Annotated in this window: 18 protein-coding genes and 1 pseudogene; 9 read left to right on the top strand and 10 right to left on the bottom strand. The window is 73.5% G+C overall.

The genetic code is table 11. From position 1 onward, the window contains the following. The first annotated feature begins 687 nt into the window (after nucleotides 1-687). Nucleotides 688-1,332 carry an HAD family acid phosphatase gene (locus tag ABT048_RS08445; RefSeq protein WP_350520542.1) on the top strand — a complete coding sequence of 215 codons (645 nt, stop codon included), beginning with the start codon at nucleotides 688-690 and terminating at the stop codon, nucleotides 1,330-1,332. 111 nt (nucleotides 1,333-1,443) lie between these two features. On the opposite strand, the gene ABT048_RS08450 is transcribed toward ABT048_RS08445, so the two are convergent. Then, nucleotides 1,444-1,812, bottom strand: a complete 369-nt coding sequence (locus ABT048_RS08450; protein WP_350520543.1) for a hypothetical protein — start codon at nucleotides 1,810-1,812, stop codon at nucleotides 1,444-1,446. Nucleotides 1,813-1,958: 146 nt separating this feature from the next. Further along, entirely contained in the window at nucleotides 1,959-3,023 is a 1,065-nt protein-coding gene (locus tag ABT048_RS08455) for a hypothetical protein (RefSeq protein ID WP_350520544.1), read from the bottom strand. Nucleotides 3,024-3,412: 389 nt separating this feature from the next. Between ABT048_RS08455 and ABT048_RS08460 the strand changes: the two genes are divergently transcribed. Then, a complete protein-coding gene (locus ABT048_RS08460; RefSeq protein WP_350520545.1) occupies nucleotides 3,413-3,712 on the top strand; it encodes a DUF4193 domain-containing protein in 300 nt (99 codons plus the stop codon). A 258-nt stretch (nucleotides 3,713-3,970) separates the two neighbouring features. On the opposite strand, the gene ABT048_RS08465 is transcribed toward ABT048_RS08460, so the two are convergent. Next, nucleotides 3,971-5,452 (bottom strand): purine-cytosine permease family protein, encoded by a 1,482-nt coding sequence (locus ABT048_RS08465; protein WP_350520546.1) that lies wholly within the window; start codon nucleotides 5,450-5,452, stop codon nucleotides 3,971-3,973. A 335-nt stretch (nucleotides 5,453-5,787) separates the two neighbouring features. Here ABT048_RS08465 and ABT048_RS08470 point away from each other — a divergent pair, with 335 nt between their 5' ends. The 3 genes from ABT048_RS08470 to ABT048_RS08480 all read left to right on the top strand — a co-directional run bounded on the left by ABT048_RS08470 (nucleotide 5,788) and on the right by ABT048_RS08480 (nucleotide 8,718). Continuing rightward, a complete protein-coding gene (locus ABT048_RS08470; protein ID WP_350520547.1) occupies nucleotides 5,788-6,330 on the top strand; it encodes a rhodanese-like domain-containing protein in 543 nt (180 codons plus the stop codon). Beyond that, nucleotides 6,324-6,875: a GNAT family N-acetyltransferase gene (locus ABT048_RS08475; protein WP_350520548.1), complete on the top strand. Its 552-nt coding sequence runs from the start codon at nucleotides 6,324-6,326 to the stop codon at nucleotides 6,873-6,875. Before ABT048_RS08470 ends, ABT048_RS08475 begins: the two co-directional genes overlap by 7 nt. A gap of 166 nt (nucleotides 6,876-7,041) precedes the next feature. After that, nucleotides 7,042-8,718, top strand: a complete 1,677-nt coding sequence (locus ABT048_RS08480; RefSeq protein WP_350520549.1) for an alpha/beta hydrolase — start codon at nucleotides 7,042-7,044, stop codon at nucleotides 8,716-8,718. A 150-nt stretch (nucleotides 8,719-8,868) separates the two neighbouring features. On the opposite strand, the gene ABT048_RS08485 is transcribed toward ABT048_RS08480, so the two are convergent. Further along, complete coding sequence (locus ABT048_RS08485) at nucleotides 8,869-12,258, bottom strand: AfsR/SARP family transcriptional regulator (protein ID WP_350520550.1); 3,390 nt, start codon at nucleotides 12,256-12,258, stop codon at nucleotides 8,869-8,871. 291 nt (nucleotides 12,259-12,549) lie between these two features. Here ABT048_RS08485 and ABT048_RS08490 point away from each other — a divergent pair, with 291 nt between their 5' ends. Both ABT048_RS08490 and ABT048_RS08495 read left to right on the top strand, forming a co-directional pair. Then, complete coding sequence (locus tag ABT048_RS08490; protein WP_350520551.1) at nucleotides 12,550-12,975, top strand: hypothetical protein; 426 nt, start codon at nucleotides 12,550-12,552, stop codon at nucleotides 12,973-12,975. A gap of 529 nt (nucleotides 12,976-13,504) precedes the next feature. Further along, nucleotides 13,505-13,870 (top strand): hypothetical protein, encoded by a 366-nt coding sequence (locus ABT048_RS08495; protein ID WP_350520552.1) that lies wholly within the window; start codon nucleotides 13,505-13,507, stop codon nucleotides 13,868-13,870. Nucleotides 13,871-14,705: 835 nt separating this feature from the next. On the opposite strand, the gene ABT048_RS08500 is transcribed toward ABT048_RS08495, so the two are convergent. Next, nucleotides 14,706-15,953 carry a threonine/serine exporter family protein gene (locus tag ABT048_RS08500; RefSeq protein ID WP_350520553.1) on the bottom strand — a complete coding sequence of 416 codons (1,248 nt, stop codon included), beginning with the start codon at nucleotides 15,951-15,953 and terminating at the stop codon, nucleotides 14,706-14,708. Nucleotides 15,954-16,184: 231 nt separating this feature from the next. Here ABT048_RS08500 and ABT048_RS08505 point away from each other — a divergent pair, with 231 nt between their 5' ends. Together ABT048_RS08505 and ABT048_RS08510 are read left to right on the top strand one after the other, a co-directional pair. Next, nucleotides 16,185-16,604, top strand: coding sequence for a hypothetical protein (locus ABT048_RS08505; RefSeq protein ID WP_350520554.1), 420 nt, complete (start codon nucleotides 16,185-16,187; stop codon nucleotides 16,602-16,604). Between the two features lie 260 nt (nucleotides 16,605-16,864). Beyond that, complete coding sequence (locus ABT048_RS08510) at nucleotides 16,865-18,073, top strand: alpha/beta hydrolase family protein (protein WP_350520555.1); 1,209 nt, start codon at nucleotides 16,865-16,867, stop codon at nucleotides 18,071-18,073. A gap of 156 nt (nucleotides 18,074-18,229) precedes the next feature. Here the strand turns inward: ABT048_RS08510 and ABT048_RS08515 are convergent, their stop codons facing one another. The 5 genes and pseudogenes from ABT048_RS08515 to ABT048_RS08535 all read right to left on the bottom strand — a co-directional run bounded on the left by ABT048_RS08515 (nucleotide 18,230) and on the right by ABT048_RS08535 (nucleotide 21,250). Then, a complete protein-coding gene (locus ABT048_RS08515; protein ID WP_350520556.1) occupies nucleotides 18,230-19,033 on the bottom strand; it encodes a hypothetical protein in 804 nt (267 codons plus the stop codon). Between the two features lie 262 nt (nucleotides 19,034-19,295). Further along, entirely contained in the window at nucleotides 19,296-19,727 is a 432-nt protein-coding gene (locus ABT048_RS08520) for an NUDIX hydrolase (RefSeq protein WP_350520557.1), read from the bottom strand. A 46-nt stretch (nucleotides 19,728-19,773) separates the two neighbouring features. Then, a pseudogene (locus ABT048_RS08525) lies at nucleotides 19,774-19,911 on the bottom strand (SDR family oxidoreductase); the annotation flags it as partial. A gap of 100 nt (nucleotides 19,912-20,011) precedes the next feature. Further along, a complete protein-coding gene (locus tag ABT048_RS08530; protein WP_350520558.1) occupies nucleotides 20,012-20,605 on the bottom strand; it encodes a hypothetical protein in 594 nt (197 codons plus the stop codon). 129 nt (nucleotides 20,606-20,734) lie between these two features. Then, nucleotides 20,735-21,250: a DinB family protein gene (locus ABT048_RS08535; protein ID WP_350520559.1), complete on the bottom strand. Its 516-nt coding sequence runs from the start codon at nucleotides 21,248-21,250 to the stop codon at nucleotides 20,735-20,737. Nucleotides 21,251-21,385 lie beyond the last annotated feature (135 nt).

The raw sequence follows: 21,385 nt of genomic DNA on the forward strand, positions 1-21,385 counted from the left end.
ACGGGAACGGCGCCACCGCCTCGGGGGCCAGGGTGACGCCCTGCAGGGCCTTGCGCAGGTCGGTGTAGGGGTCGAGGCCCTGGAAGAACGGCAGCCAGCACGGCTTGGTCAGCAGTGCGGTGGCGCCGACGCGGGTCAGCGGGCCACGCCGGGCGGTGTCGGCGTCGGCGGCCCGCTCCCGGGGATCGGCGTGCAGCGCGGCCAGGCGCTCACCGCCCGTCAGCAGGTCGGTGAGCATCGCCGGGTCCACGCCCCACAGCGGGCGGCCCGTCACGGTGTCCTGCAGGACGCTGCCCATGATGCCCGGCACGATGACGCACGCGTCCCTGGTCCGGTCGTCGAACACCGGCGGTGTCATGGCACGGCGGTACAGGTCGAAGCCGTCCCCCACAGTCCCCATGCCACCCGACCATAGAGCAGCACACCCGCCGCCCGCCGGGGCTTGGCGGAGAAAGCCCGTGGCGCTCTGGCCGACCGCGCGCGGTGCCGGTGAGCCCGGCCCGGGGGCGGGGCGGTACACGCTGCGGACGGCGCCGACCAGGTGTCTGGCATGTTCTTGACGTTCTGTCGAGGTGACCCGCCCGGGGCGGGGCCGGCTGGGCGAGAATCGCTCTCCTCGGCACCAAGGTGCCATGTCGAAGCACCACTTGACTGATTGTTCACCACTGTGAAAGGCGAGGTTCAGAGATGAGTCTCAAGGCCAAGCTCGTTGCTGCCACGACCCTGACGGCCGCGGTCACCGCCGTTCTTGCCACCCCGGCCGTCGCGGCCCCGGCCGCCCCGGCCGCCGCCCCGGCTCCCGTTGCTCCCGTTGCGTCCGTCGCTGCGGAGGCGAGCAGCAGCTCGGTGACCGAGGAGCAGTGGCTGGCCGACGTCGCCGCCGCGATCGCGCCCGCCCGCGCCTACGTCGAGCAGCGTGTCTCCCAGCCCTCGGGCGGAAAGCCCGCGATCGTCCTCGACATCGACAACACCAGCCTGGCGACGCACTTCCACCCGCTCGCGATGCCGGGCATGGCGCCGGTGGTGGAGCTCGCGCAGTACGCCCACTCGCGCGGGGTCGCGATCATCTTCGTCACCGCGCGGGTGGACTTCATGGAGGCCATCACCCGGTCCAGCCTGCAGAGCGCGGGCTACACCGTGGACGAGCTGCACGGGCGCGGCATCGGCGACCTCTTCAAGTCGGTGCAGCAGTACAAGACGGATGAGCGGATCAAGGTCGAGAACGAGGGCTACACGATCATCGCCAGCATCGGCAACAACTGGACGGACCTGAACGGCGGCCACGCCGAGCGGACCTTCAAGCTGCCGGACTACGACGGCCTGCTCTCCTGACCCACCTCGCCGGCGCGCTGCCCGGCCGGGGAGTGGGAAGTCGGCCCGGCCGACTTCCCACTCCAGGGCGCACGACGGGACCGGGGCCCCGGGGCCCGTACCGGCTGCGCCCTACTCGGCGACGCGCCTGATCCGGCGTACGTTCTCCCGCCCGCAGGTCGTGCAGACGATCCACTCGCACAGCCAGCCGTCCCAGGCGAAGGCCTCGCTCGCCCGGTTGCAGTCCTCCCAGCCGCAGAAGACGCAGTCCGCCTCCTCGCCCTCCGGGTACCGGAACGGGTGGAGGATCGGGCGCCCCCCGAGGTCGGGACGCCCCAGGAACCCGCAACCGGGGCACTTCCACCACTCGTTGGTGCCCCCGTACGCCCCGGCGCGGGTGGTCTCCCGGACCAGGTCCCGCGCGCACTGCGGGCAGGACCCGGGCAGGGCCCCGCCCGTCCGGTCCGTCCCGCCCGTTCCCTCCGGCTCCTCGACTCCCACGCCGCTCTCCCCACCCCGGGCCGACACGCCTGCGGCGCCAGCCTAGTCCGCGGGCGTCGCGGCGAGCCCGGTGCGGACGGGCGGATGGGTGGGCGGGTGGATGGGCTCATGAGCGGGCGGGCGCACGGGCAGATGGGCGGACGGGCTCAGCGCCGCCAGCGGTAGACGGCGTCCCATTCCTCGGTGATCCAGGTGCCGTCGCCGACCGGCATCACGGTGTCGACCTCGGCCATCGGGTACTCGATGCGGCCGTGCAGGGCACCGGTGGCGGGGTCGGCGAGCCAGTGGCTGTGCTCCCTCCAGCGCTCGTGGCCGAACACGTACACCGCGGCCTCGTCGTACGGGTTGTAGAGCGTCACCATCGCCGTGTCGTCGTCCACGAACCCGCTGAAGGTGGAGATCTGCGGGTCGTTGTGCACCGAGCAGTCGCCGGTGCCGGGGGCCGGGAAGTCGCTCAGGCCGAGCGTGGCGGTGACCCGGTACGAGGGGAGGCTGTGCCAGCTGACGTCCTGTCGCCTCCGGTCGACGGTCATGCAGCGGGCGTTCCGTGAGTCCGCGCCCAGGTACTCGCGCTCGTTCCGGAGCAGGTCGCCCCGGCCCGGTGGCAACTGCCGGCCCAGGACGATGCCACCGGACTCCCACCGCGCCTCGAAGTGCGTGGCCGCCGCCTGCCCGCCGGACACGGTGACGCCGCTGACCTCGTCGTTCTCGTCCCAGAGCAGGCTGACGAACCGCTCGTAGCCGCCGCACGGGAGCACGCTCCGCGCCAGCACCGCCCCCGCGGCGTCCAGGGTGAGGATCAGGGTGCTGTCGGACAGCCCGGAGGGGAGCCGCAACCAGATCCGGAGCTCCCGGTCGGCGCCGCCGGTCGAGCCGGAGAAGTCGAGGTAGCCCCAGCGGCTCACCTCCCACGTGCCGTACGGCTGTTGCCACAGCCTGGTGCCGTCCGGGGCGACCGCGACGTACTCCGTCCCGGCGCCGAAGACGGCGAACGAGAGGTCGGGAGCCACCCACTGCCGCGACCACCGGTTGGGCGTGGGGGCCGGGAACTCGGCTCTCAGCTCGGCCTGTTCCCGCAGTTCGTAGATGCGCAGCGACTCCGGGCTGCGGACCTCCAGCCGGGGAACGGGGCCGGTGGGGTCGAGGTAGGTGTGGGCACCGTCCCGGTCCGGGATCGCGTACTTGGCCACCAGCCGGGGTGTGATCGTCATACCCGAATCCTCTCGCGTCGGGCCGGTCTGAAGACCGGCGCGCCCGCGTGAGCACGGGTCCCGGGGCCCGGCGTCGGTCGACCGGTGCCGGACGGACACCGCCGCCCAGGTGTTTCACCGCTGGGCCTGAGCCGGTCCGGTGGGCTCCCCGACAGCCGTCCGCACGGGGGCGTGGACGGCCCGCGCGGGCTCTCCAGGTCGCCTACCACAGGCGAGGGACGCGTGGGTGGCGGGTGGTCGCGTGTCGGCGTTCGCGCGCCGGATGGCCCGGCAGATGGCATGGTGGTGCGTCACAGGTGGGCGGTCCGCCGCGCCGGACCGGTACCGTGTCGGCCGGTGGGTGGCACGACCTGCCCACCGGAAACGACTGTTGAGGAGAAGGCACCCCAGTGGCAACCGACTACGACGCCCCGCGAGACACCGGCGACGGAAGCAGCGACGAGAGCATCGAGGAGCTGAAGAGTCAGCGCGAGGACAAGCAGAGCTCCGTCGTCGACGTCGACACCGAGGGCGCCGAAGGCCTGGAGCTCCCGGGTGCCGACCTGTCCGGTGAGGAACTCACCGTCCGGGTCGTGCCCATCCAGCAGGACGAGTTCACCTGCATGACCTGCTTCCTGGTGCACCACCGCAACCAGCTCGCCGGCGAGGACAGGAACGGTCAGCCCATCTGCCGCGACTGCGCCTCCTGACGGCCGCCGGGCCCACGAGGCCCGGAGCGCCCGAAGAGGGCCGAGAGGGCCGGTGAAGGCCGGTGAAGGCCGGTGAAGGCCGGTGAAGGCCCGAAGAGGCCCGAAGAGGCCCGAGAAGGCCCGTACGGGCCCGAGCGGCGGCCGCGGACGGCGGCATCGAAAACCGGACCGCCCGGGTGCCGGCTCAACAGAGTCGGCACCCGGGCGGTCCGGGGCGTACGCGGGGGTCCGGGGGGCCGGACGCCCGCGTACGCGCGGTCAGGCGCTGACCCGTTCGGGCTGCTCCGCACGGAGGCCGGCGGGCTGCTCGGCGGTGGCGGGGGTGTTCTCCCGGGGCGTGGGCAGCACGGCCATGATCAGGGCGGAGACCACGATGGTCGCGGCCCAGGCGAGCCCGTACCTGCCGACGAAGGTGTCGGACAGCGGGCCGGCGAACCAGTCGCAGCTGGTGAAGGCGAGGCCGATCAGCAGCGCGAGCACCCACGACACCATCGCCTGCCAGCAGAAGCCGCCGACGTACCAGTAGCGGCTGTTCCGGCTGGTGTCCATCAGCGCGTCGGCGTCGTAGCGCACCGCGCGCGACCGGCGCCGGAACATGTCGACGGCGTAGACGCCGATCCAGGCCGAGAAGGAGACGGCGAGCAGGATCAGGAAGGTGATGAAGGAGCCCAGGAAGCTCTTGGCGACCAGCATCAGCAGCAGGCCGCCGACCAGCGAGATCACGGCGTTGATGCTGACGGCCAGGGCGCGCGGGAGCTTGACGCCCATGGTCTGCGCGGTGAAGCCGGCCGAGTACATGGAGAGGCTGTTGATCAGCAGCATGCCCACGATCGCGGTCAGCAGGTAGGGCACGGCCAGCCAGGTCGGCAGCAGGTCACCGAGGAAGGAGACCGGGTCGGCGGCCTGCGCCAGGCCGGGGGAGGCCACCGCCATCACGGCGCCCATCAGCACCATCGGCACCATGACCAGGCCGGCGCCGGAGACCGTCACGCCGACGATCTTCTTGCCGGAGGCGGCGTGCGGCAGGTAGCGGGCGAAGTCCGGGCCGGTGGGGACCCAGCTGATGCCGCCGGCGGCGATGGTTCCGATGCCGGCGATCATCATCGCGGTGGTGCCGGCGGGCTTGGCGAAGACCTCGCTCCAGTCCATGGTCGCGACCAGGTAGCCCAGCACCAGGATGCTGAAGACGCCGAAGAGGTACGTCGACCAGGTGTTGCAGACGTTCAGCGCCTTGCGGCCCATGCCGGAGACCAGGAAGGTGCAGGCGACGAAGAGGAAGAGCGTGATGACGATCAGCGCGGTGTTGCTCTTCACGCCGAACATCAGGTCGAGGACGGTCAGCACGGCATAGGCGCCGGTGACGGCGTTGATCGTCTCCCAGCCGAACCGGGCGATCCAGAGGATCGCGCCGGGGAAGAGGTTGCCGCGCACGCCGAAGGTGGCCCGCGAGAGGGTCGCGCCGGGCGCCCCGCCCCACTTCCCGGAGACCGACAGCACGCCGACCAGGCCGAACGAGACGAGCGCGGCGCACGCCGCGACGATCAGGACCTGCCAGAAGTTCAGCTGGTTGAGCACCACCAGGGCCGCGCCCATGGTGAGCAGCAGCACGCTGATGTTCGCGGCGACCCAGGTCGGGAAGAGCTCGCGGACTCTGCCCCGGCGCTCGTGGTCCGGGACGGGTTCGATACCGCGCGTCTCTATCGCGCCGTCGGCGGTGGCGGCGGTGGACGTGTTGTCCATGAGGGTGGCTCCGTGCGTGTGAAGCGGGAGATGAATCGGGCAAATGGAACATTTATGGAAGTCTCCGCGCGTAGCGCGGAAGTTGAGTTATCCTACCTTTGTTCTGGAGTGACCTGATTGATGCGGTTGGCCGCTAGGGATCGAGGGCGATCGGGCAGGGTTTCGGACGGTCGTGGGGCAGTCCGTCCGACTGGCGGGATCTTGGCGACCTCAGGCGTTCACGCCACTCGTGGGGCGGTCCCGCGGACCGGAGGATGGAGCCGTCGCCGACCGGGGGAACCGGGAACGGCGCGCACCGAGCCCCGTCCCGACCAGCCGGAACACGAGGTACCCGCATGTCCGCCACCGCTCCCGCCGTCGCCGCTGCCGCTGCCGCTGCCGCTGCCGCTGCCGCCACCGCCACCGCTTCCGCCGCGACTACCGGCGCCGTCCTGAGCGTGCCCGCCGCCGCCCCCGCCGAGGCCGCCGCCCACTTCGCCGCCCGGCTCGCCTTCGAGGCGGACGTCTCCGACATCCACGCGGACCTGGTGTCCGGCGCGCCCGGTGTCGTGGTGGTCGACACCCGCAGCGACGCCGCCTGGGACCAGGGCCACATCCCCGGCGCCCTCCACATCCCCACCGCGCGGATCGCCGAGCTGGCGCCGCAGCTGATCGACCCGGCCCTGACCGTGGTCACCTACTGCTGGGGCCCCGGCTGCAACGGCGCGACCCGCGCCGCGCTGGCCTTCGCCCGCCTCGGCTACCGGGTCAAGGAGATGCTCGGCGGCTTCGAGTACTGGGCACGCGAGGGCTTCGCCTACGACTCCGCCACCGGCACCGAGCAGCGCCCCGTCGACGACCTGACCGCCCCGCGCTCGGGCATCTCCTGCGCATGCTGACGGACCCCGCACGGCCGGGCGGCGCGATCCGCCCGGCCCGTGACCTCCGCCCGGCCCGTGACCTCCGCCCGGATGGCGCGATCCGCCCCGCCACCGTGGCCGACCTGCCGGCGGTGGCCCGGCTGTGCGCCGCCCACGCCGCTTTCGAGCGCGCCGAGCCCGTGCCCGCCGATCTCGCCGTCCGCCTGGAGCCCGTGCTGTTCTCGGCACGTCCGAGAGCGTGGTGCCTGGTCGTCGACCGGGGAGGTGAACTGATCGGCTACGCCACCTACTCCCTGGAGTTCTCCACCTGGCGGGCGGCCGACCACCTCCACCTGGACTGCCTGTTCGTCACCGAACCGCACCGCGGAGAGGGCTGGGGGAAGGCCCTGCTGGACGCCGTGCAGGACGCGGCAGCGGCCCTCGGCGCGGCACACATCGAGTGGCAGACGCCGGACTGGAACGCCGACGCCATCCGCTTCTACGGCCGCGCGGGGGCCCTGGCCCGGCCCAAGGTCCGGTTCTCGCTGACCGCCGACCCGGCGGGCGTCCCGCCCCGGGCGTAGCCGCCGCCCGTAAATCCGCCGACGGGTGCCGGGGCGTTGCCGGCGCACTGCCAGCGCTCTGCCAGCGGTCTGCCCGCGAGGTGCGGAACGGTCGGACGTGCCGGGCGGTACGCCGCGACCGAGGAGCGCGTTCGACCGCCCGGCCCGTTGACGAAAGGGCACCGGCATGACTCCTACCTCCCCTCTCCCCGGCCCCGCCGCAGGACCGCGCCCGCACCGGGCGTCCCGCACTGCGGCGCGGCGTACGGCAGCCGGATGGCGGCTCGGCGCGGGCGCCGCCGCGGCCGCACTGCTGGCCGCGGTGTGCCCGGCGACGGCCCTGGCGGCGCCGGACACCGGACCGGTGCCCCGCCTGACCTGGGAGAAGTGCGCGGACGGCTTCGAGTGCGCGACCGCCCGCGTCCCGCTCGACCACCACGACCCGCACGGCGCCGGGATCGACTTCGCCGTCATCCGGCACCCCGCGGAGGACCACGCGCACCGGATCGGCTCGCTGTTCTACAACCCCGGTGGCCCGGCCGTGTCCGGCGTAAAGGCCCTGCCCGCGATGCTCGGCGGGTTCCCCGAGGAGGTGCGCAAGCGCTTCGACATCGTCAGCTTCGACCCGCGCGGCACCGGAGCCAGCGCTCCCGTCCAGTGCTTCGACGACCCGCAGGACGAGCAGGCCCTGCTGGCGGGCACCGCCGTCGGCTACCCCGAGGGCGAGGACCAGCAGCAGGCCTGGAGCGCCGCCTACCGGCGGCTGGCCCGGCAGTGCGCGGACCGCAACCCCGCCCTGCTGCCGCACGTCTCCACCGCGAACGTCGCCCGGGACATGGAGCTGCTGCGCCGGGCGGTCGGCGACCGGCAGCTCACCTACCTGGGCACCTCGTACGGCAGCTACCTCGGCGCCACCTACGCCAACCTGTTCCCCGGCCGGGTCCGCGCCATGATCCTCGACAGCGCACCGGACCCGGTCGCCTGGTCGACCGGCCGCGGCGGGCAGGGCGCCACCACGGGCACCCTGCTGCGCAACGGCAGCGACCTGGCCGCCGGCCGCGTCCTCGACGCCTTCCTCGACCAGTGCGGCCAGGCCGGCCCCCTGACCGGATCCCAGGCCGGCCCGCGGCCCGGATCCCAGGCCGACTCCCGGAGCTGCGCCTTCTCCGCCGGGACGGCCGCCGCCACCCGGGCCAGGTACGGCGAACTGCTGGCGCGGCTGCGCACCCGACCGGTCGCCTTCGGCGGGATGACCTTCACCGCCGGCTCGACCCTGGAGGCCACCATCCTCTCGCTCTACGCCGCCAACCCCGTCCCGGGCATCCCCGGCACCGGCTGGACCCAGCTGGGCGCGACGCTCGGCGCACTGTGGGCCGCCACCGAAGCGCCCGCCGCGCCGACCGCACTGCCGCCCGTCGTCCACCCGTCGCCGGACCAGGTGCTCGCAGTGGCGTGCTCGGACAGCGCCGACCCGCCGGCCCGGGCCGACCACGCCGCCCTGGCCGCGCTCGCCCGAGCCCGCTCCGGCGAGGTCGGCCCGTACTTCGCCTGGGCCGACGAGCGCTGCGCCGACTGGCCCGCCCGGGACCGCGACCGGTACGACGGCCCCTGGAACCACCCGACCGCCCAGCCGGTCCTGGTCGTCGCCAACACCGATGACCCGGCCATGCCGTACGAAGGCTCCCGCGCGATGGCCCGCTCGCTCGCCCGCGCCCGGCTGCTGACCGTCGACGGCTACGGCCACACCGTGCTGGCCAACCCCAGCGACTGCGCCGCCCGGCACGAGACCCGCTACCTGGTCGAAGGTGTCCTGCCCGCCCCCGGGACGGTCTGCGCACCGGACCAGCAGCCGTTCGGCGGCTGACCGGGCAGCGGCGCACTGGCTGACCGGGTACGCGCGCCCGCCGGTTGACCGGGCACCGGCGCGCGCCGGTTGACCCCTTACCCGCTCCGCCGGGCCGCGCGTCCGGCGGAGCGGGCGACGCGGCACGGCCGTCGTCCTCCGGAGGGCCCGTCAGCCCGCCTCCAGGGCCAGCGACTCCGGCCGCGGCAACGCCAGGCCGCGCTCCCAGGCGGCCCGGAACCCGGCCTCCCCGAGGGCCTCGGCGCAGCCGTCCAGGACGGCCCGCAGTTCCGGATCGCCCGCGTCGTGGGCCCCGCGCAGGCTGTGCGCCGCGCCCAGCGCCGCGGCCCCGCGCGCCGCGTCGCCGCCGGCGAGGCTGTACTCGGCGTACCCCTCCAGGACGTCCGCCCGCACCGGCCGGTCGCCGCTGTCCGCGGCCAGCTCCAGGGCGCGCAGGTGCAGCGCTGCGGCCGCGTCCGGCGCGCCGAGCCGCCGGCGGGTCCGGGCCAGACCGGTGTGCAACAGGGCGAGCAGGTGCAGCCGCGCCGGGGCGCCGGGACCGGTCGCGGGCAGCTGCTCCAGCCGCCGCAGCGTCTCCTGAAGGCCGTCCGCCGCCGCGTCCAAGTCGCCGGTCCGCCGGGCGAGTTCACCGAGTGCGTAGCGGGCGGCGGCCTGCAGGTGCGGGTCCCGGGCGCGGTCGGCGGCGGCCAGGGCGCGCTCCAGGTCCGCCCGGGCCGCCGCCGCCTCGCCGCCGCGCGCCCGCAGTCGGCCCGACAGCAGCAGGAGCAGGGGCGCCTCGCCGCGACCGCCCATTTCGACGTCCCGTTCACCGGCCTCCGCCAGCGCCGCGAGCGCCTCGTCGGCCGCGCCGGTGACGGACAGCAGCGCGGCCAGCGTGACCAGGGCCATGGCCAGCCCCCAACGGTCGCCCAGGGCCCGGAAGTCGTCCACCGCGGTCCGCAGGCAGTGCTCGGCGCGCCCGATCCGGCCCGCGCCCAACTCGACCCGGCCGAGCACCAGCCGGGCGGCCGCCCGGACCCACCGGTCGGGATGCCCGCCGTACCGCTGCGCCGTCGCGCCCACTGCGTCCGCCGGGTCCGGCGGGCTCGCCTCGCCCGGTGTGTCCGCCCCGCCCGCCGGGTCCGGCACGTCCGGCGGGCTCGCCACGGCGAGCAGCAGCGAGGCGGCCAGGGCGACGGGGTGGTCGGACTGCTGCGCCGTGACCAGGGCCGCGCCCATCGCCTCGGGCGGGATCACGGCGTCGCCGGTCTCCCGGAGCGGCGCGGTGAGCTGCGCCAGGATCACGCACCGGGCGTGCACCTGCTCCAGGCCGGGCGGCGGGACGCAGCCGTGGGCGGCGAGGACGGCCGCCGTCCACTCACCGGCCTCGCGGCCCTGGCCACGCATCAGCCACGGCCAGGCCCGTGCGGCCGCCAACCGCAGCGCGAACTCCGGTGGGCCGACGGCGACCGCCCGGCGCAGCGCCGCGTCCAGGTTGCCCTGTTCCGCGTCGAGCCGGGCCAGCAGGCCGGTCTGACCGGCCGTCCGCAGTCGGGGTTCGGCGTCCTCGGCGAGTTCCGTGAAGCAGCGCAGGTGGGCGGCGCCGGTCCGGCCGTCCTCGCCGGCCTCCACGAGCCGTTCGGCCGCGTACGCGCGGACCGTCTCCAGCAGCCGGTAGCGCACCGCCCCGGTGCCCCGGCCGGCGACCGTGGCCAGGGACTTGTCGACCAGGGACGCCAGCAGGTCCTCCACGGCCGTCGGGTCGGGCGCCGGCCCGCCCGGCCAGTGCCCGGCGCAGACCAGGTGCGCGTCCGGGAGGGTCGCCCCGCCGGCGAACACCGAGAGCCGGCGCAGCAGGACGCGCTCGTCCTCGTCGAGCAGCTCCCAGCTCCAGTCGATGACGGCGCGCAGCGTGCGGTGCCGGTCCGGAGCGGTGCGCGGGCCGCGGTCCAGCAGCCGGAGCCGGTCGTGCAGCCGCGCGGCGATCTGCCCGGGGCTCAGCGCCCGCAGCCGGGCCGCCGCCAGTTCGAGGGCCAGCGGGAGGCCGTCCAGCTCCCGGCAGATCCGGACGACCGGCTCGACGGTGTCCCGGTCCACGGCGAATCCGGGGCAGGCCGCGGCGGCTCGCTCGGCGAAGAGGGCGACGGCCGGGTACGCGAGCGCCTCCTGCACGGTGGCGCCGGGTTCGGGCACGGCGAGCGGCGGCACCGGCCACAGCACCTCGCCGGTCACGCCGAGCGGTTCGCGGCTGGTGGCCAGCACGGTGAGCCGGGGCGCGGCGGCCAACAGGCGGTGGGTCAGCCGGGCGGCCTCCTCGATCAGGTGCTCGCAGTTGTCCAGGACGAGCAGGACGTCCCGGCCCTCCAGCGCCCGGACGATCCGGTCGACGGGGTCCCCGGCCGGCTCGCCGGTGGGCAGGCCGCCGGACAGCACCCCGGCGTCCGCCGGGTGGCAGACCGCCGTCAGCACGGCCCGGGCCGGCCCGTCCGGCCCGGCCACGGCCGCGAGTTCGGCGACCCGTACGTCCGGTGTGTTCGGTACATCCGGTACGTCCGGTGCGCGGCGTGCGGCGTGCGCTGCCGGTACGGTGCCGGCGTGTGCTGCCTGCGCGGCCGTTGCGGCGGCGACGGCCAGCCGGGTCTTGCCCACGCCTCCCGGCCCGGTCAGCGTCACCAGGCGCGACCGGCGCAGCCGTTCCGCCACGGCCGTCAGCGCCTCGTCGCGCCCGATCAGGGCGGTGATCCAGCCGGGCAGCGCGGTGCGCCCGGCCACGCTCGCGCCCGACGCCCCGGCCGGCCCCGGGGTGAGCGGCTGCGCGCCGGACAGCACCCGCAGGTGGACGTCCTTCAGCTCGGCGGACGGGTCGGCACCCAGCTCCTCCGCCAACGACCGCCGGGTTCGCTCGAACACCTCCAGCGCCGCCGCCTGCCGCCCGGTCGCGTGGAGCGCGCGCATCAGCCTGACGGCGGTCCGCTCGCGCAGCGGGTGGGCGACGCACAGTCCGGTGAGCTCGGCGACCAGACGCGCGGGCGCGTCGGTCCCGCCGAGCGCGAGCAGGGCGTCGGCCCGGTCCTCGACCGCCGACAGCCGCAGCTCCGCCAGCCGGGCCGCCGGCGCCGCGGCGAACCCGACGCCTTCGGCGTCCGCGAACGGCGCGCCGCGCCAGAGTTCCAGCGCCCCGTCCAGCAGCGCGACCGCCTCGGCGAGCCCGCCCGCCGTCAGTGCCGCCCGTCCCGCCGCCGCCTTCTGCTCGAAGTCCCAGGCGTCCACGCTCCCGCGGGGCAGGTCGAGCAGATACCCGGCGGGGTGCGAACCGATCACGGCCCGGTCGGCCCCCAGTACCCGCCGGAGCCGGGAGACCAGGGACTGCAGGGCGCCGGCCGGCTCCTCCGGCGGGGTGTCCCCCCAGAGGTCGTCCACCAGGCGCTCACGGGTGACCACGCGCCCGGGGTCGAGCGCCAGCCGGACCAGCAGCGACCGAAGCCGGGCCCCGCCGACCTCGAAAGCCTCCCCGTCCGCACCCCGTACGACCTGAAGCGGCCCCAGAACGTTGATCCGCAACCCCGTCTGCCCCTCGTTCAGCACCGGCCGACATCCAAGATCATTGTCCCGGTGGCCGGCAGCAGTGGCCCCACGGGGGTCCGACTCCCGCCCGGTGCCGTTCGAGGTGCCGGTCTCCAGGCGGACTGCCCACGTCGGCCGGGCGACGTGGCCGGGCACGCAGACCTGCCGGGGCCGCCCCCGATCGGCGGTCCGGGAAAACGGACTGCCGGGCGGTCCCGTGGGCACCTACCATCGGCTCCGTGATGTCGAAGCCGTCAGGGTCGAATGCCGCGTAGGCCCCCGCGCCGGGTGCGTGCCGAGGGCGTCGCCGATCGCCAGGAGCGCGACCCGGTCAGCACGCTGCTGGTCAGCGTCTGTCCCGGACCGCCCGTGTGCCGCGCCGTCCACACCTACCTCTTCGTCGACGGCCTCGACGTGATCGCGCGCAGTCACGACGGCGCGGCCGGCGGTCATCCGAGCCGGCTGCTCAGGCCCGGAGGTCCGCTCCATCCGGCCGATCAGCCCCGGAGCGCGGAGCTCGGTACCCAGGGGCAGGGCCCCGACACCGCCCCGGCGGTCCCGATCCGGGTCCGGCTCCGGGGGCGGACCGTGTTCTGGAACGACCTGATGTACCCGGGTGCCGGCGGCCGGGTCATCGAGGAGGTCCGCTTCGACCTGACCCAGTACCTGGCCGAGATCGAGCGGGGCTACGCGCGGTGGGGCCGCGGCGCGTGACGCGTACGGGCGCGCTCCCCCCGGCGGCCCGGCCGCGCCCGTCAGCGCGCCTGTGACGCCTCGGTGGGGTGCGTGCTCGCCGCGGTCGGCTACGGCCGGCTCGGCCTGGATACGGTCGGCCTCTTCCCGCAGCCCGTCCACGCGACGGCGAGCAGCGAGCTCTCGCTGTTCCAGAAGCCCCATGACCGACGGCATCCCGACCTCCAACCGAGCGACGACACGACGCCACTCCCCGGGGCCGCCGCCCCTGTACCTGACCAGCGAAAACGCAGTCATCAAGCACGGAAGGACAACAGCCGCTCACCAGTGGCACCAGTTGTGGCACGAGGGTGGAGTCGAGAAGTGCCTGACAAGACCTGAGGCTGATGGCTAACCTTGGCATGCTCTCGGCATCGGAGAACTCTTCGAACTGGCACCGGACTTACCTGGGAACCAGGGCTGGAGGGCGGGCCAGGGCGGCACGGTGCGACTCGGACCACCGCGATCACCGGCATGGGATCGCGGCCACCGCAAGGCACAGGAGATGATCTTGACAGTTCGCAGGAAACTCTCGGCCGTAGCCCTCACCGGCGGCATCCTGGCCGGCGGCGTGGCGATCGCCACGCCGGCCAGCGCCATCGGCGGCATCGCGTGCCCCACCCAGAACGCCAACGGCCCCATGAGCCACGGCCTGGAAGTCTGGACCCATTCCGGCAACTTCTGCTACGCGGGCACCGCCGGCACGGTGAAAAGCGTCAACCTGACCGGCGTCTACAGGATCACGGCCGACTGGAATCACGGGAGCTTCGAGACCACCGTCGGCACCATCGACATCGGGCCGACCGGTACGCGGACCAACAGGGTCGACTTCAGCTCCTCCGAGTCCGTGTACAACGTGACGATCCTCAACGGCTAGAGCCAGCCCTGGTGACGACCCGAGGACGAGCCTGGCGCTGCCACGGGCAGCGCCAGGCAGCCCCGCGACCTGATGCACCGTCCGCTCCCGGCTGTTTCTACCGTTGCGGCATCAGGCGATCGGGGTCACGTCCGCCCGGCTTGACGTCCTGCTCGAACAGCTCGGCCGCCCACATGCGCAAACCGGTGAGCCAGGCAGTCACACGCGAGAGTGGCCGAGAACTGGGACAGCCGGAGGCGTACTGCCACCGTGTGACAACAGCCACTCGGCCTCTCCAACGCTGTGGCCGCCATGGCCCTTCCCCTCCGACGCGCGAACGATGCCGGGTGGCATCCTGCCCCCGAGGGCTGACACTCCCGCGACGGTCCTCGCCGTTCGTCGACCCGCGCAGCGATGGGCGGTCCCGATCGAGGCGTCCTCGTGTCCACCAGACAGTGGCTCGGCCCGGATCCTCGGCTCGGTGATTGAACTCCAGGGTGGGCCGGATCGCACTAGCCTGTCGGGGTGACTCGGACCGGTCGGTATCGATGGCGTACCCGTCTGCGCAGGCACCTGTCCTGGTACCTCGTCGAGCGAGGGCTCGGCGGCAAGGGCAGCAAGGATTGCGGAGCCCACGAGTGGTACAACCACGACGGTGCTGTGGCACGTTGCTGCCACTGCGAGGTCGGTGAGCGTCCCTGGGCCGGAGCTTCCGGCAACGCCTGACCGCACCGGCCGGCATGGTGGAGGGGCGGCTTCAACGGGCCGGCTGGACCGTCGAGTTCGCGGCGCTTCGCTGCTTCGCTGCTTCGCGCTCAAGTCTGATGTCGCGGAGCGCTGCGCGGCCGCCCGGGCGTCAGGTCCGGGGCCGCGGCAGGGTGGGCCGGGGGATGCGGCTGATCACCGAGCCGATGAGGGTGCCGATGGAGACCCCGAAGACGGCCGACACGGCGGTGAGCAGGGCGTGCGCCCCGTTGGCGACCTCGATCTGTGCGGTGTTGAGCAGGCCGAAGGAGCCCGGCACCACGACCCAGAACGCGGGCAGGTAGAGCACCTGCCAGGACGAGCCGCGCCGCAGCCAGTGCGCGACGGTGGCGGCGGCCGCGGCGGTGACCGCCCCGGCCAGGCCGCCGATCGCCGCGCCGTTGGCCGAGGTCACGGTGACCTGGACGGCGGCGGTCACCGCGATCACCGCGACGATCCACGGGATGGCCGGCGGCGGGGTGTGGACGTTGATCACGACCCCGGCCACGGTGAGCGCCAGCCCCAGGCAGATCAGCCACCAACTCGGTGTGGCCACCTGGGTGTTGGCCAGGGCGGAGGCCGGAACTCCGGTGACGGTGCCGGCGGCCACCACGCCGGCGAGGAAGAGCGCCAGCTGCACGGAGCCGGACGCCAGCCGAGCGGTGCCGGCGCTGGCCGCACCCGCGGCGATCTCCGACAGTCCGGTCACCAGGAGGCTGCCCGGCAGCAGGATCGCCAGCGTCGCGACGATCGTGCGCAGCGGCCCGTCCAGCAGCGAGGCGCGGGCGGCCCCCAGGACGAGGACGGAGACGAGGAAGCCGGCGGTGACCGGCAGCAGCGGCCGGAGCAGCGGCATCCGGCGGGCCGCCATGGTCAGCCCCACCACGATCAGGGAGCCGATCCCGGCGGTGACGACGTTCGCCGCCACGGGTTGCAGGTAGAGGCACAGCCCCACGCCGACCGGCAGCATCCCCAGGTCCGCGACCCAGCCGGGCCAGCGGGCCGGCGCCCGGCGGATCGCGTCCAGGTCGCGCAGCGCCCGGTGTCCGTCCAGGTCGCCCGCGCGCAGCCGGTGCACCACGTCGAGGAGGTCGGCCGTCTGCTCGAACCGCAGCGTGGGGCCGACGGGTTCGAACGCGGTCGCGTCGTCCGCGCTCAGCGCGACGAACAGCCCGGTGGTCAGGGCGGCCACCCGCACGTCGGGCGCCCCCAGCGCCCGCCCGAGACCGCGCAGCTCCTCCTCCACGTCGTGGACGGGCAGGCCGCCGCTCAACAGTCCTGCGCCGAGTTCGAGCAGGAGGCGGCGGCGCGGGTCGGCCGGGGCGTCGGCGCCCCGGCCGGGCGGAAATGTGCTGGACATGGCGGGTATGGTCGCATACCGCCCGCTTTCCGCCGCGTACGGGGGCGGCTGTGACGGCGGGGGTGGCCGTGACGGTGGGGGCGGCCGTGACGGCACTGCGGACCCCGTGGTGGCGCAGCCGGCCCGAACGCCCGAGGCCCGGACCCCGGATGGCCCGGACGGCCGGTCCTGTCAGTGGCGGTTGTTAGCCTGCGGTGAGTCCGAGAGGTCGGCGAACGGGAGGGTTCTGACGTGGGCGGAAACGGGTGGGCGGCGACCGGGCCGTACCAGGAGGACCTGGGGGCGGCGTTCCGCAGGGCCCAGCAGCAGGAGCTGGCGGAGGACGACCACGGCTTTCCGGGGCAGGGCATCGTCGAACTCTGGGAGGACGAGGACTGGCGGGAGTACATCCTGACCGGAGGCACCGGCACGGTGCTGGACTTCTACGCGCTGATCGACGCCGGGGCGGGCGACCAGGAGGCGATGATGCGCCCCCTGACGGACGGGGAGATCCGCAGCTGGGCTCCCGACGGCCGGCCCACGCGGGAGCAGTGGGACGCTTCGATATCGCAGCTGCTCGCCCCCGTCGGCCGCGCGATCGGCCGGTGCACGGTGTTGTACCGGGACGGCGAACCGGCCGAGGTCGCCTACTGGGGCTGCACCGCGGACTAGTGCAGCGCCGCGTTGATCCTCCGGGGGTCCATGCGGTTTCGAGTGGGCTGCCGTCGGAGGTCCGGTGGTAGGGCTTGGCGTCGTGTTCGTCGTAGGCCAGGGCGAAGGCGGCGCTCGACGAGGCCGGCGAAGGGAACTCGCGCCGCACGACATACTCCCGGCGGATTACTCCGGTACCTCGCCGGGGCTACGAACGACATCGGAATGTTTGCATCCGCGGGCTGATTCGATGCGGAGCTGCGGAACCTAGCGTCTCCCCCATGAAACGCAATCGCCGTATCAGCGCCGTCGCGGCCCTGGCGCTCGCCGCCATCGTCACCGGAACCGGCACCGGGTTCGCCGCCACGACCACATCGGTGGCCACGCACGCGTTCGACACCGCCACGGCCACGGCCACCGCGCCCACGCGGTCCTTCCAGGGCGCGCTCCCCGCGCCGACCGGGCCCTACGCCGCGGGTGAGGACGTCATCCACCTCACCGACACGAGCCGTCCCGACCCGTGGGTGCCGTCGTCCGGCCCCCGCCAACTGACCGTCACCATGGTCTACCCGGCCGTCCCCGGGACCGGGACCCCGGCCCCGTACATGACCCTCGGTGAGGCAGCCGGAGTCCTCCAGCGCCGGAAGCTGCCGACGAGCTCCGGCGTCACCCCGCAGAACCTCTCCAGCGTCACCACGCACGCCTTCGACGGCGCGCGGCCGCAACACGGCAAGCATCCGCTGGTGGTCCTCTCAGCCGCGTACGAGAACCCGCGCATGACGCTCACCTCGCTCGCGACCGACCTGGCCAGTCACGGCTACGTCGTCGCGCTCGTCGGCCACACCTACGAGGACAGCGGCGAGACGCTGGCGAACGGCCAGACGTCGCCGTGCGCGATCTGCGACGGCCCAGCGGGGCTCGACTTCGACGCCGTCGCCGCCGGCCGTGCGCTGGATGTGTCCTTCGTGATCGACCGGTTGACGCACGGCAACAGCGCGTGGCCCCTGGCACACCTCATCGACAAGCACGAGATCGGCATGGCCGGACACTCCATCGGCGGAGCGGCGGCCGCCGCCACGATGATCGCCGACCCGCGCGTACGGGCCGGAGTGAACATGGACGGCTCCTTCCACCCCGTCCCGATGCCCGGCCAGATCGACCGGCCGTTCCTCATGCTGGGCGCGGCCGACAACCTCTCGGCCGACGGCGACAACTGGGGGCGGACCTGGCCTGCCCTCGGCGGCTACAAGAAGTGGCTGACGGTCACCGGCGCCGACCACTTCAGCTTCAGCGACCTGGACCTGCTTCTGGAGGAGGCCGGGTTCCCGACGGCGCCCCTCTCCCCGGAACGCGGGGTGGCGATCACCCGCGAGTACGTGACGGCGTTCTTCGACCAGACGCTGAAGGGGATTCACGGTCCGCTGCTGGACGGGCCCTCGCCCACCAATCCGGAAGTACTCTTCCAGCACCAGGACGAGTCCGATCATTGATCTTTTGACCCCCGCAAGCCCGTGACCTGCGGGTTCAACCAGAAAAGTGCCGCTGGCCAGGCGGAACCACCTTCAGTGGTTCGCACTGGTCGGCGGCACTCTTGGCCTTCGTGTGCCCCGGATGTGCCCTGCAGGGCACCTGGGCGGCATCGCTGGTCAGCGCCCGCCGGGCACGTCCGGGGCGATCCTCAAGCAGCCGATGCCTGCGTCGATGAGCCACTCGGCGATAGCACTGTCCAGTTCCCACGGTGCCCGCATGAGCGCCGCACGTAGTGCGCTCCGATCCTGCATGCCGGCTGGCTCGGGTCGCAGTCGCTCGTACTCCTTGGGCCCATAGGGATGGTCTGCCGGGTTGTCGAGCACGGCCACGAACTGGTCGACTCGCGTCGGCCAGGAGGGGTGCCCCCACCATTCGGTGCAGGCCAGTGCACCATGGGCAGCCGAGAACAGCAGGCCGAAGCGGACGCCGTTGTTCTCCATCTGCGCGACGAAGCCCCGCAGATTCCGGTCCGCCTCTTCCACGTACTCGTCGAGGTCCGCCTCGGTCCGCGCGAGATCGCGGAGCGTCGCACCAGTCGGGAGTTTGCGCTCGGGGTTCGTCAGCCAGCGGAAGAGCCGGTAGCCGAGAGCGTCGGCATCCTCGACCGTGAGCCCCGCCAGCCCTTCACGAGTGCCGGTACTGATGCCGTGCTCCCTCGCCCATCCCCGCAGCCGCTGGCGCACACCGTGGGTGATGTGGCTGTTGACCCGCATCATGTCGCCGTCAGACAGGCGTCCCTCGCCATGCCAGTCCTCGACGCAGGTGTTGCGCCATGCGCTGTTGGTGATGCCGATCGCGAGGACATCCAGCAGCGCGGTCAGGTCAACAGGGTCGATTCCGGCCCTCGACCGCAGCATCTCCTCGACCGTCTCTTCGGTCATCATGGCCTGCGCTCTGTCGATGCTGCTGGCCCCGCCCATGGGGCTCCTTTCGCCGGCGATCCTGTGTACCCGGTTGATCCTAGGCAGTGCAGGGGCGGCTCGGCGGCCGTATCCGAGGCTCCGGCCGGCCTACCTCGCGCCTGCTCCGGACGTACCACGTCACCCGCCACACCAAGGTCCCTTTGCCGCAGCGGTCTTGATCACATCAAGGTCTGTCGCTTCTCGGTGGAGCCGTGTGCGGTGACTGTCGTGGTCTGCACATGGATGTCGGGTGACCGAGCTGCCCCGGCCGCCCTTACGGTCAGCGGGCGGCGAGGAGTTCGCCGCGTTCGACGGCCCCGCGCAGGACGGTGGCGAAGTCCTGGGGCAGGAGGTTGACCGCGTCGAGGGCGTCAGCGGCCAGGGGGATCTCTTCGAGGATGTACTCGCCTCGGCCTTCCTGGCTGAACTCGGGGCCGGTGCGGTCCTCGAAGCTCCACTTCTCGATGGTGGCGAGGTAGAAGTCCTGGCGCTCGTCGGCGGTCTCGATGGTGTGGAGGAGGCTGACGATCCGGGCCTCGCCTGCGATCTCCTCGCGGACCTCGCGCAGGAGGGCGTCCTCGGGGCCGGCGTCGGTCGGTTCGATCTTGCCGCCGACGATCACCCAGTACGGGTCGATGCCGGGGCGGATGCGCTTGATCAGCAGCATGGTGTTGTTCGGGGTGAGGAGGACGGCGCGGACGCGGTGCTGCATGGTGGTCTCTTCCTGTTCTCGACGGTCTCGGTGGTGTGTGGGCGGGTCAGTGGAGGAGCCGGCCGCCGTCGACGTGCAACGACCGGCCGGTGATGAAGGACGCGCCGGGGCCGGCGAGGAAGGCGACCGCGGCGGCGACGTCCTCGGGGCGGCCTCGGCGCTGGACGCACCGGCGGCGGATCTGGTCCACGGGTCGATCCGGAGCGGCCGGTTGCGTGCCACCCCTTCGAGGGTGTCGCGTCGGGCCGCACCTGTGACCGCCGGCGGCTCCAGGGCGCCGGACACTATCGGCCGGCCGGCGGCGCGTCGAACTGTTCCGGGCCGCCCTGGCGGGCGAGGGCCACCGTCCACTGCGGGAACTGGGTCACCGGTACGGCGGACGCGGTGGACGGGACGGACGCGGCGTTCGGGGCGATGGAGCCCGGGCGCTGGGCTGCGGCGGGGAGGAACGCGACGCGGCAGCGGCGGCACAACCAGGCTGCCCGCCACACCTGGTGGAGCTGTTGCCACTGCTCGTAGCTCTGCGGCCACCGGTCCGCCGTGGACGTGCGGCGGCTTCGGTGATCGAAGTGGACGGTGAGTCCGATGCCCAGCAGGACCACCGCGACGAGCAGGGCGCCGTAGTGGTAGCCGACCCGGTACGCGGCGTCGGAGCTGCCGCCGTCGTCACCGGAGAGCAGGGCGCGCAGGCCCAGCAGGCCGAAGAGGCCGGCCAGGACGAAGAGGGTGATCGCGGCCCCGGTCGTACCCCCGGGCTCGGGCGGCATCGACAGCAGCTCCCGGGTCGGCGGGTCGAGCGGCCGGTCGGCGTCCAGCAGGGCGTTCCGTACGGCGGCGGTTTCGTCCGCGGCCGCGCACGTCGGGCAGGTGGTGCTCATCGAGAGGTGACTCCGGGGGTGATGCGCGGTGCGCGGAGGAACACGTAGGACAGCACAGGGAACTGACTGATCATATGACCGGTCCCCGAGGTCTCACCGCGCCCGGCCCACCCGCCGGACGCCGGTGCCTCAGCTGGTGGCGCCGTCGGTGAGCTCACGGACGATGTCCAGGTGTCCCGCGTGACGGGCGTACTCCTGGAGGACGTGGAAGAGGATCCAGCCCAGGGTGGGCCGGGGGGTGCCGTCGTCCGGGAAACGGCCGCCGGCCGCGGCGACGGTCGACAGCGGCGTCCCCGACACGATGGCCCGGGTGTGCTCGCCACCCGTGTGCAGCGCGGCGAGCAGGTCGGCGGCCGTCTCCTCGGGGCCGACGTGCCAGCGGTCCGCCGGGCCCCAGTCGCCCCAGGGCGCCTCGACCTGCTCGCCCCGGAAGCCCCAGCGCAGCCAGCGCTGCTCCATGTGGACGAGGTGCTTCAGCAGTTCGAGCAGGGTCCACCCGGAGGGGAGCCGGCTGGTCCGCAGCTCCGGGTCGGACATGCCCTCGACCTTGCCACTGATCACCGACCGGTAGTAGTCCAGGTAGTCCAGCAACAGCGTGGTCGGGTCGGACAGTTGCTTGTCGGGCTCGGGCAGCGAGAAGGTCATGGACCGAGTCTGCCACCGCGCCGGCCGGGCGCGCCGAGCGGCACCGTGGTGCGGAGTGGGCGCCGGGTCGGACGACGGCGAGTCACCGCCGTCGTGCGCGAACGTCCACGAACGTTCACGAACGTCCGCGAACGT

The organism is Kitasatospora sp. NPDC096140, from assembly GCF_040303045.1.
Classification (GTDB): domain Bacteria; phylum Actinomycetota; class Actinomycetes; order Streptomycetales; family Streptomycetaceae; genus Kitasatospora.

What these genes read in the sequence shown, in the direction of transcription:
- ABT048_RS08520 (WP_350520557.1), bottom strand. Translation starts at nt 19,727, where the DNA reads ATGCAGCACCGCGTCCGCGCCGTCCTCCTCACCCCGAACAACACCATG.
- ABT048_RS08475 (WP_350520548.1), top strand. Translation starts at nt 6,324, where the DNA reads ATGCTGACGGACCCCGCACGGCCGGGCGGCGCGATCCGCCCGGCCCGT.
- ABT048_RS08445 (WP_350520542.1), top strand. Translation starts at nt 688, where the DNA reads ATGAGTCTCAAGGCCAAGCTCGTTGCTGCCACGACCCTGACGGCCGCG.
- ABT048_RS08465 (WP_350520546.1), bottom strand. Translation starts at nt 5,452, where the DNA reads ATGGACAACACGTCCACCGCCGCCACCGCCGACGGCGCGATAGAGACG.
- ABT048_RS08455 (WP_350520544.1), bottom strand. Translation starts at nt 3,023, where the DNA reads ATGACGATCACACCCCGGCTGGTGGCCAAGTACGCGATCCCGGACCGG.
- ABT048_RS08470 (WP_350520547.1), top strand. Translation starts at nt 5,788, where the DNA reads ATGTCCGCCACCGCTCCCGCCGTCGCCGCTGCCGCTGCCGCTGCCGCT.
- ABT048_RS08530 (WP_350520558.1), bottom strand. Translation starts at nt 20,605, where the DNA reads ATGAGCACCACCTGCCCGACGTGCGCGGCCGCGGACGAAACCGCCGCC.
- ABT048_RS08480 (WP_350520549.1), top strand. Translation starts at nt 7,042, where the DNA reads ATGACTCCTACCTCCCCTCTCCCCGGCCCCGCCGCAGGACCGCGCCCG.
- ABT048_RS08500 (WP_350520553.1), bottom strand. Translation starts at nt 15,953, where the DNA reads ATGTCCAGCACATTTCCGCCCGGCCGGGGCGCCGACGCCCCGGCCGAC.
- ABT048_RS08515 (WP_350520556.1), bottom strand. Translation starts at nt 19,033, where the DNA reads ATGGGCGGGGCCAGCAGCATCGACAGAGCGCAGGCCATGATGACCGAA.
- ABT048_RS08535 (WP_350520559.1), bottom strand. Translation starts at nt 21,250, where the DNA reads ATGACCTTCTCGCTGCCCGAGCCCGACAAGCAACTGTCCGACCCGACC.
- ABT048_RS08510 (WP_350520555.1), top strand. Translation starts at nt 16,865, where the DNA reads ATGAAACGCAATCGCCGTATCAGCGCCGTCGCGGCCCTGGCGCTCGCC.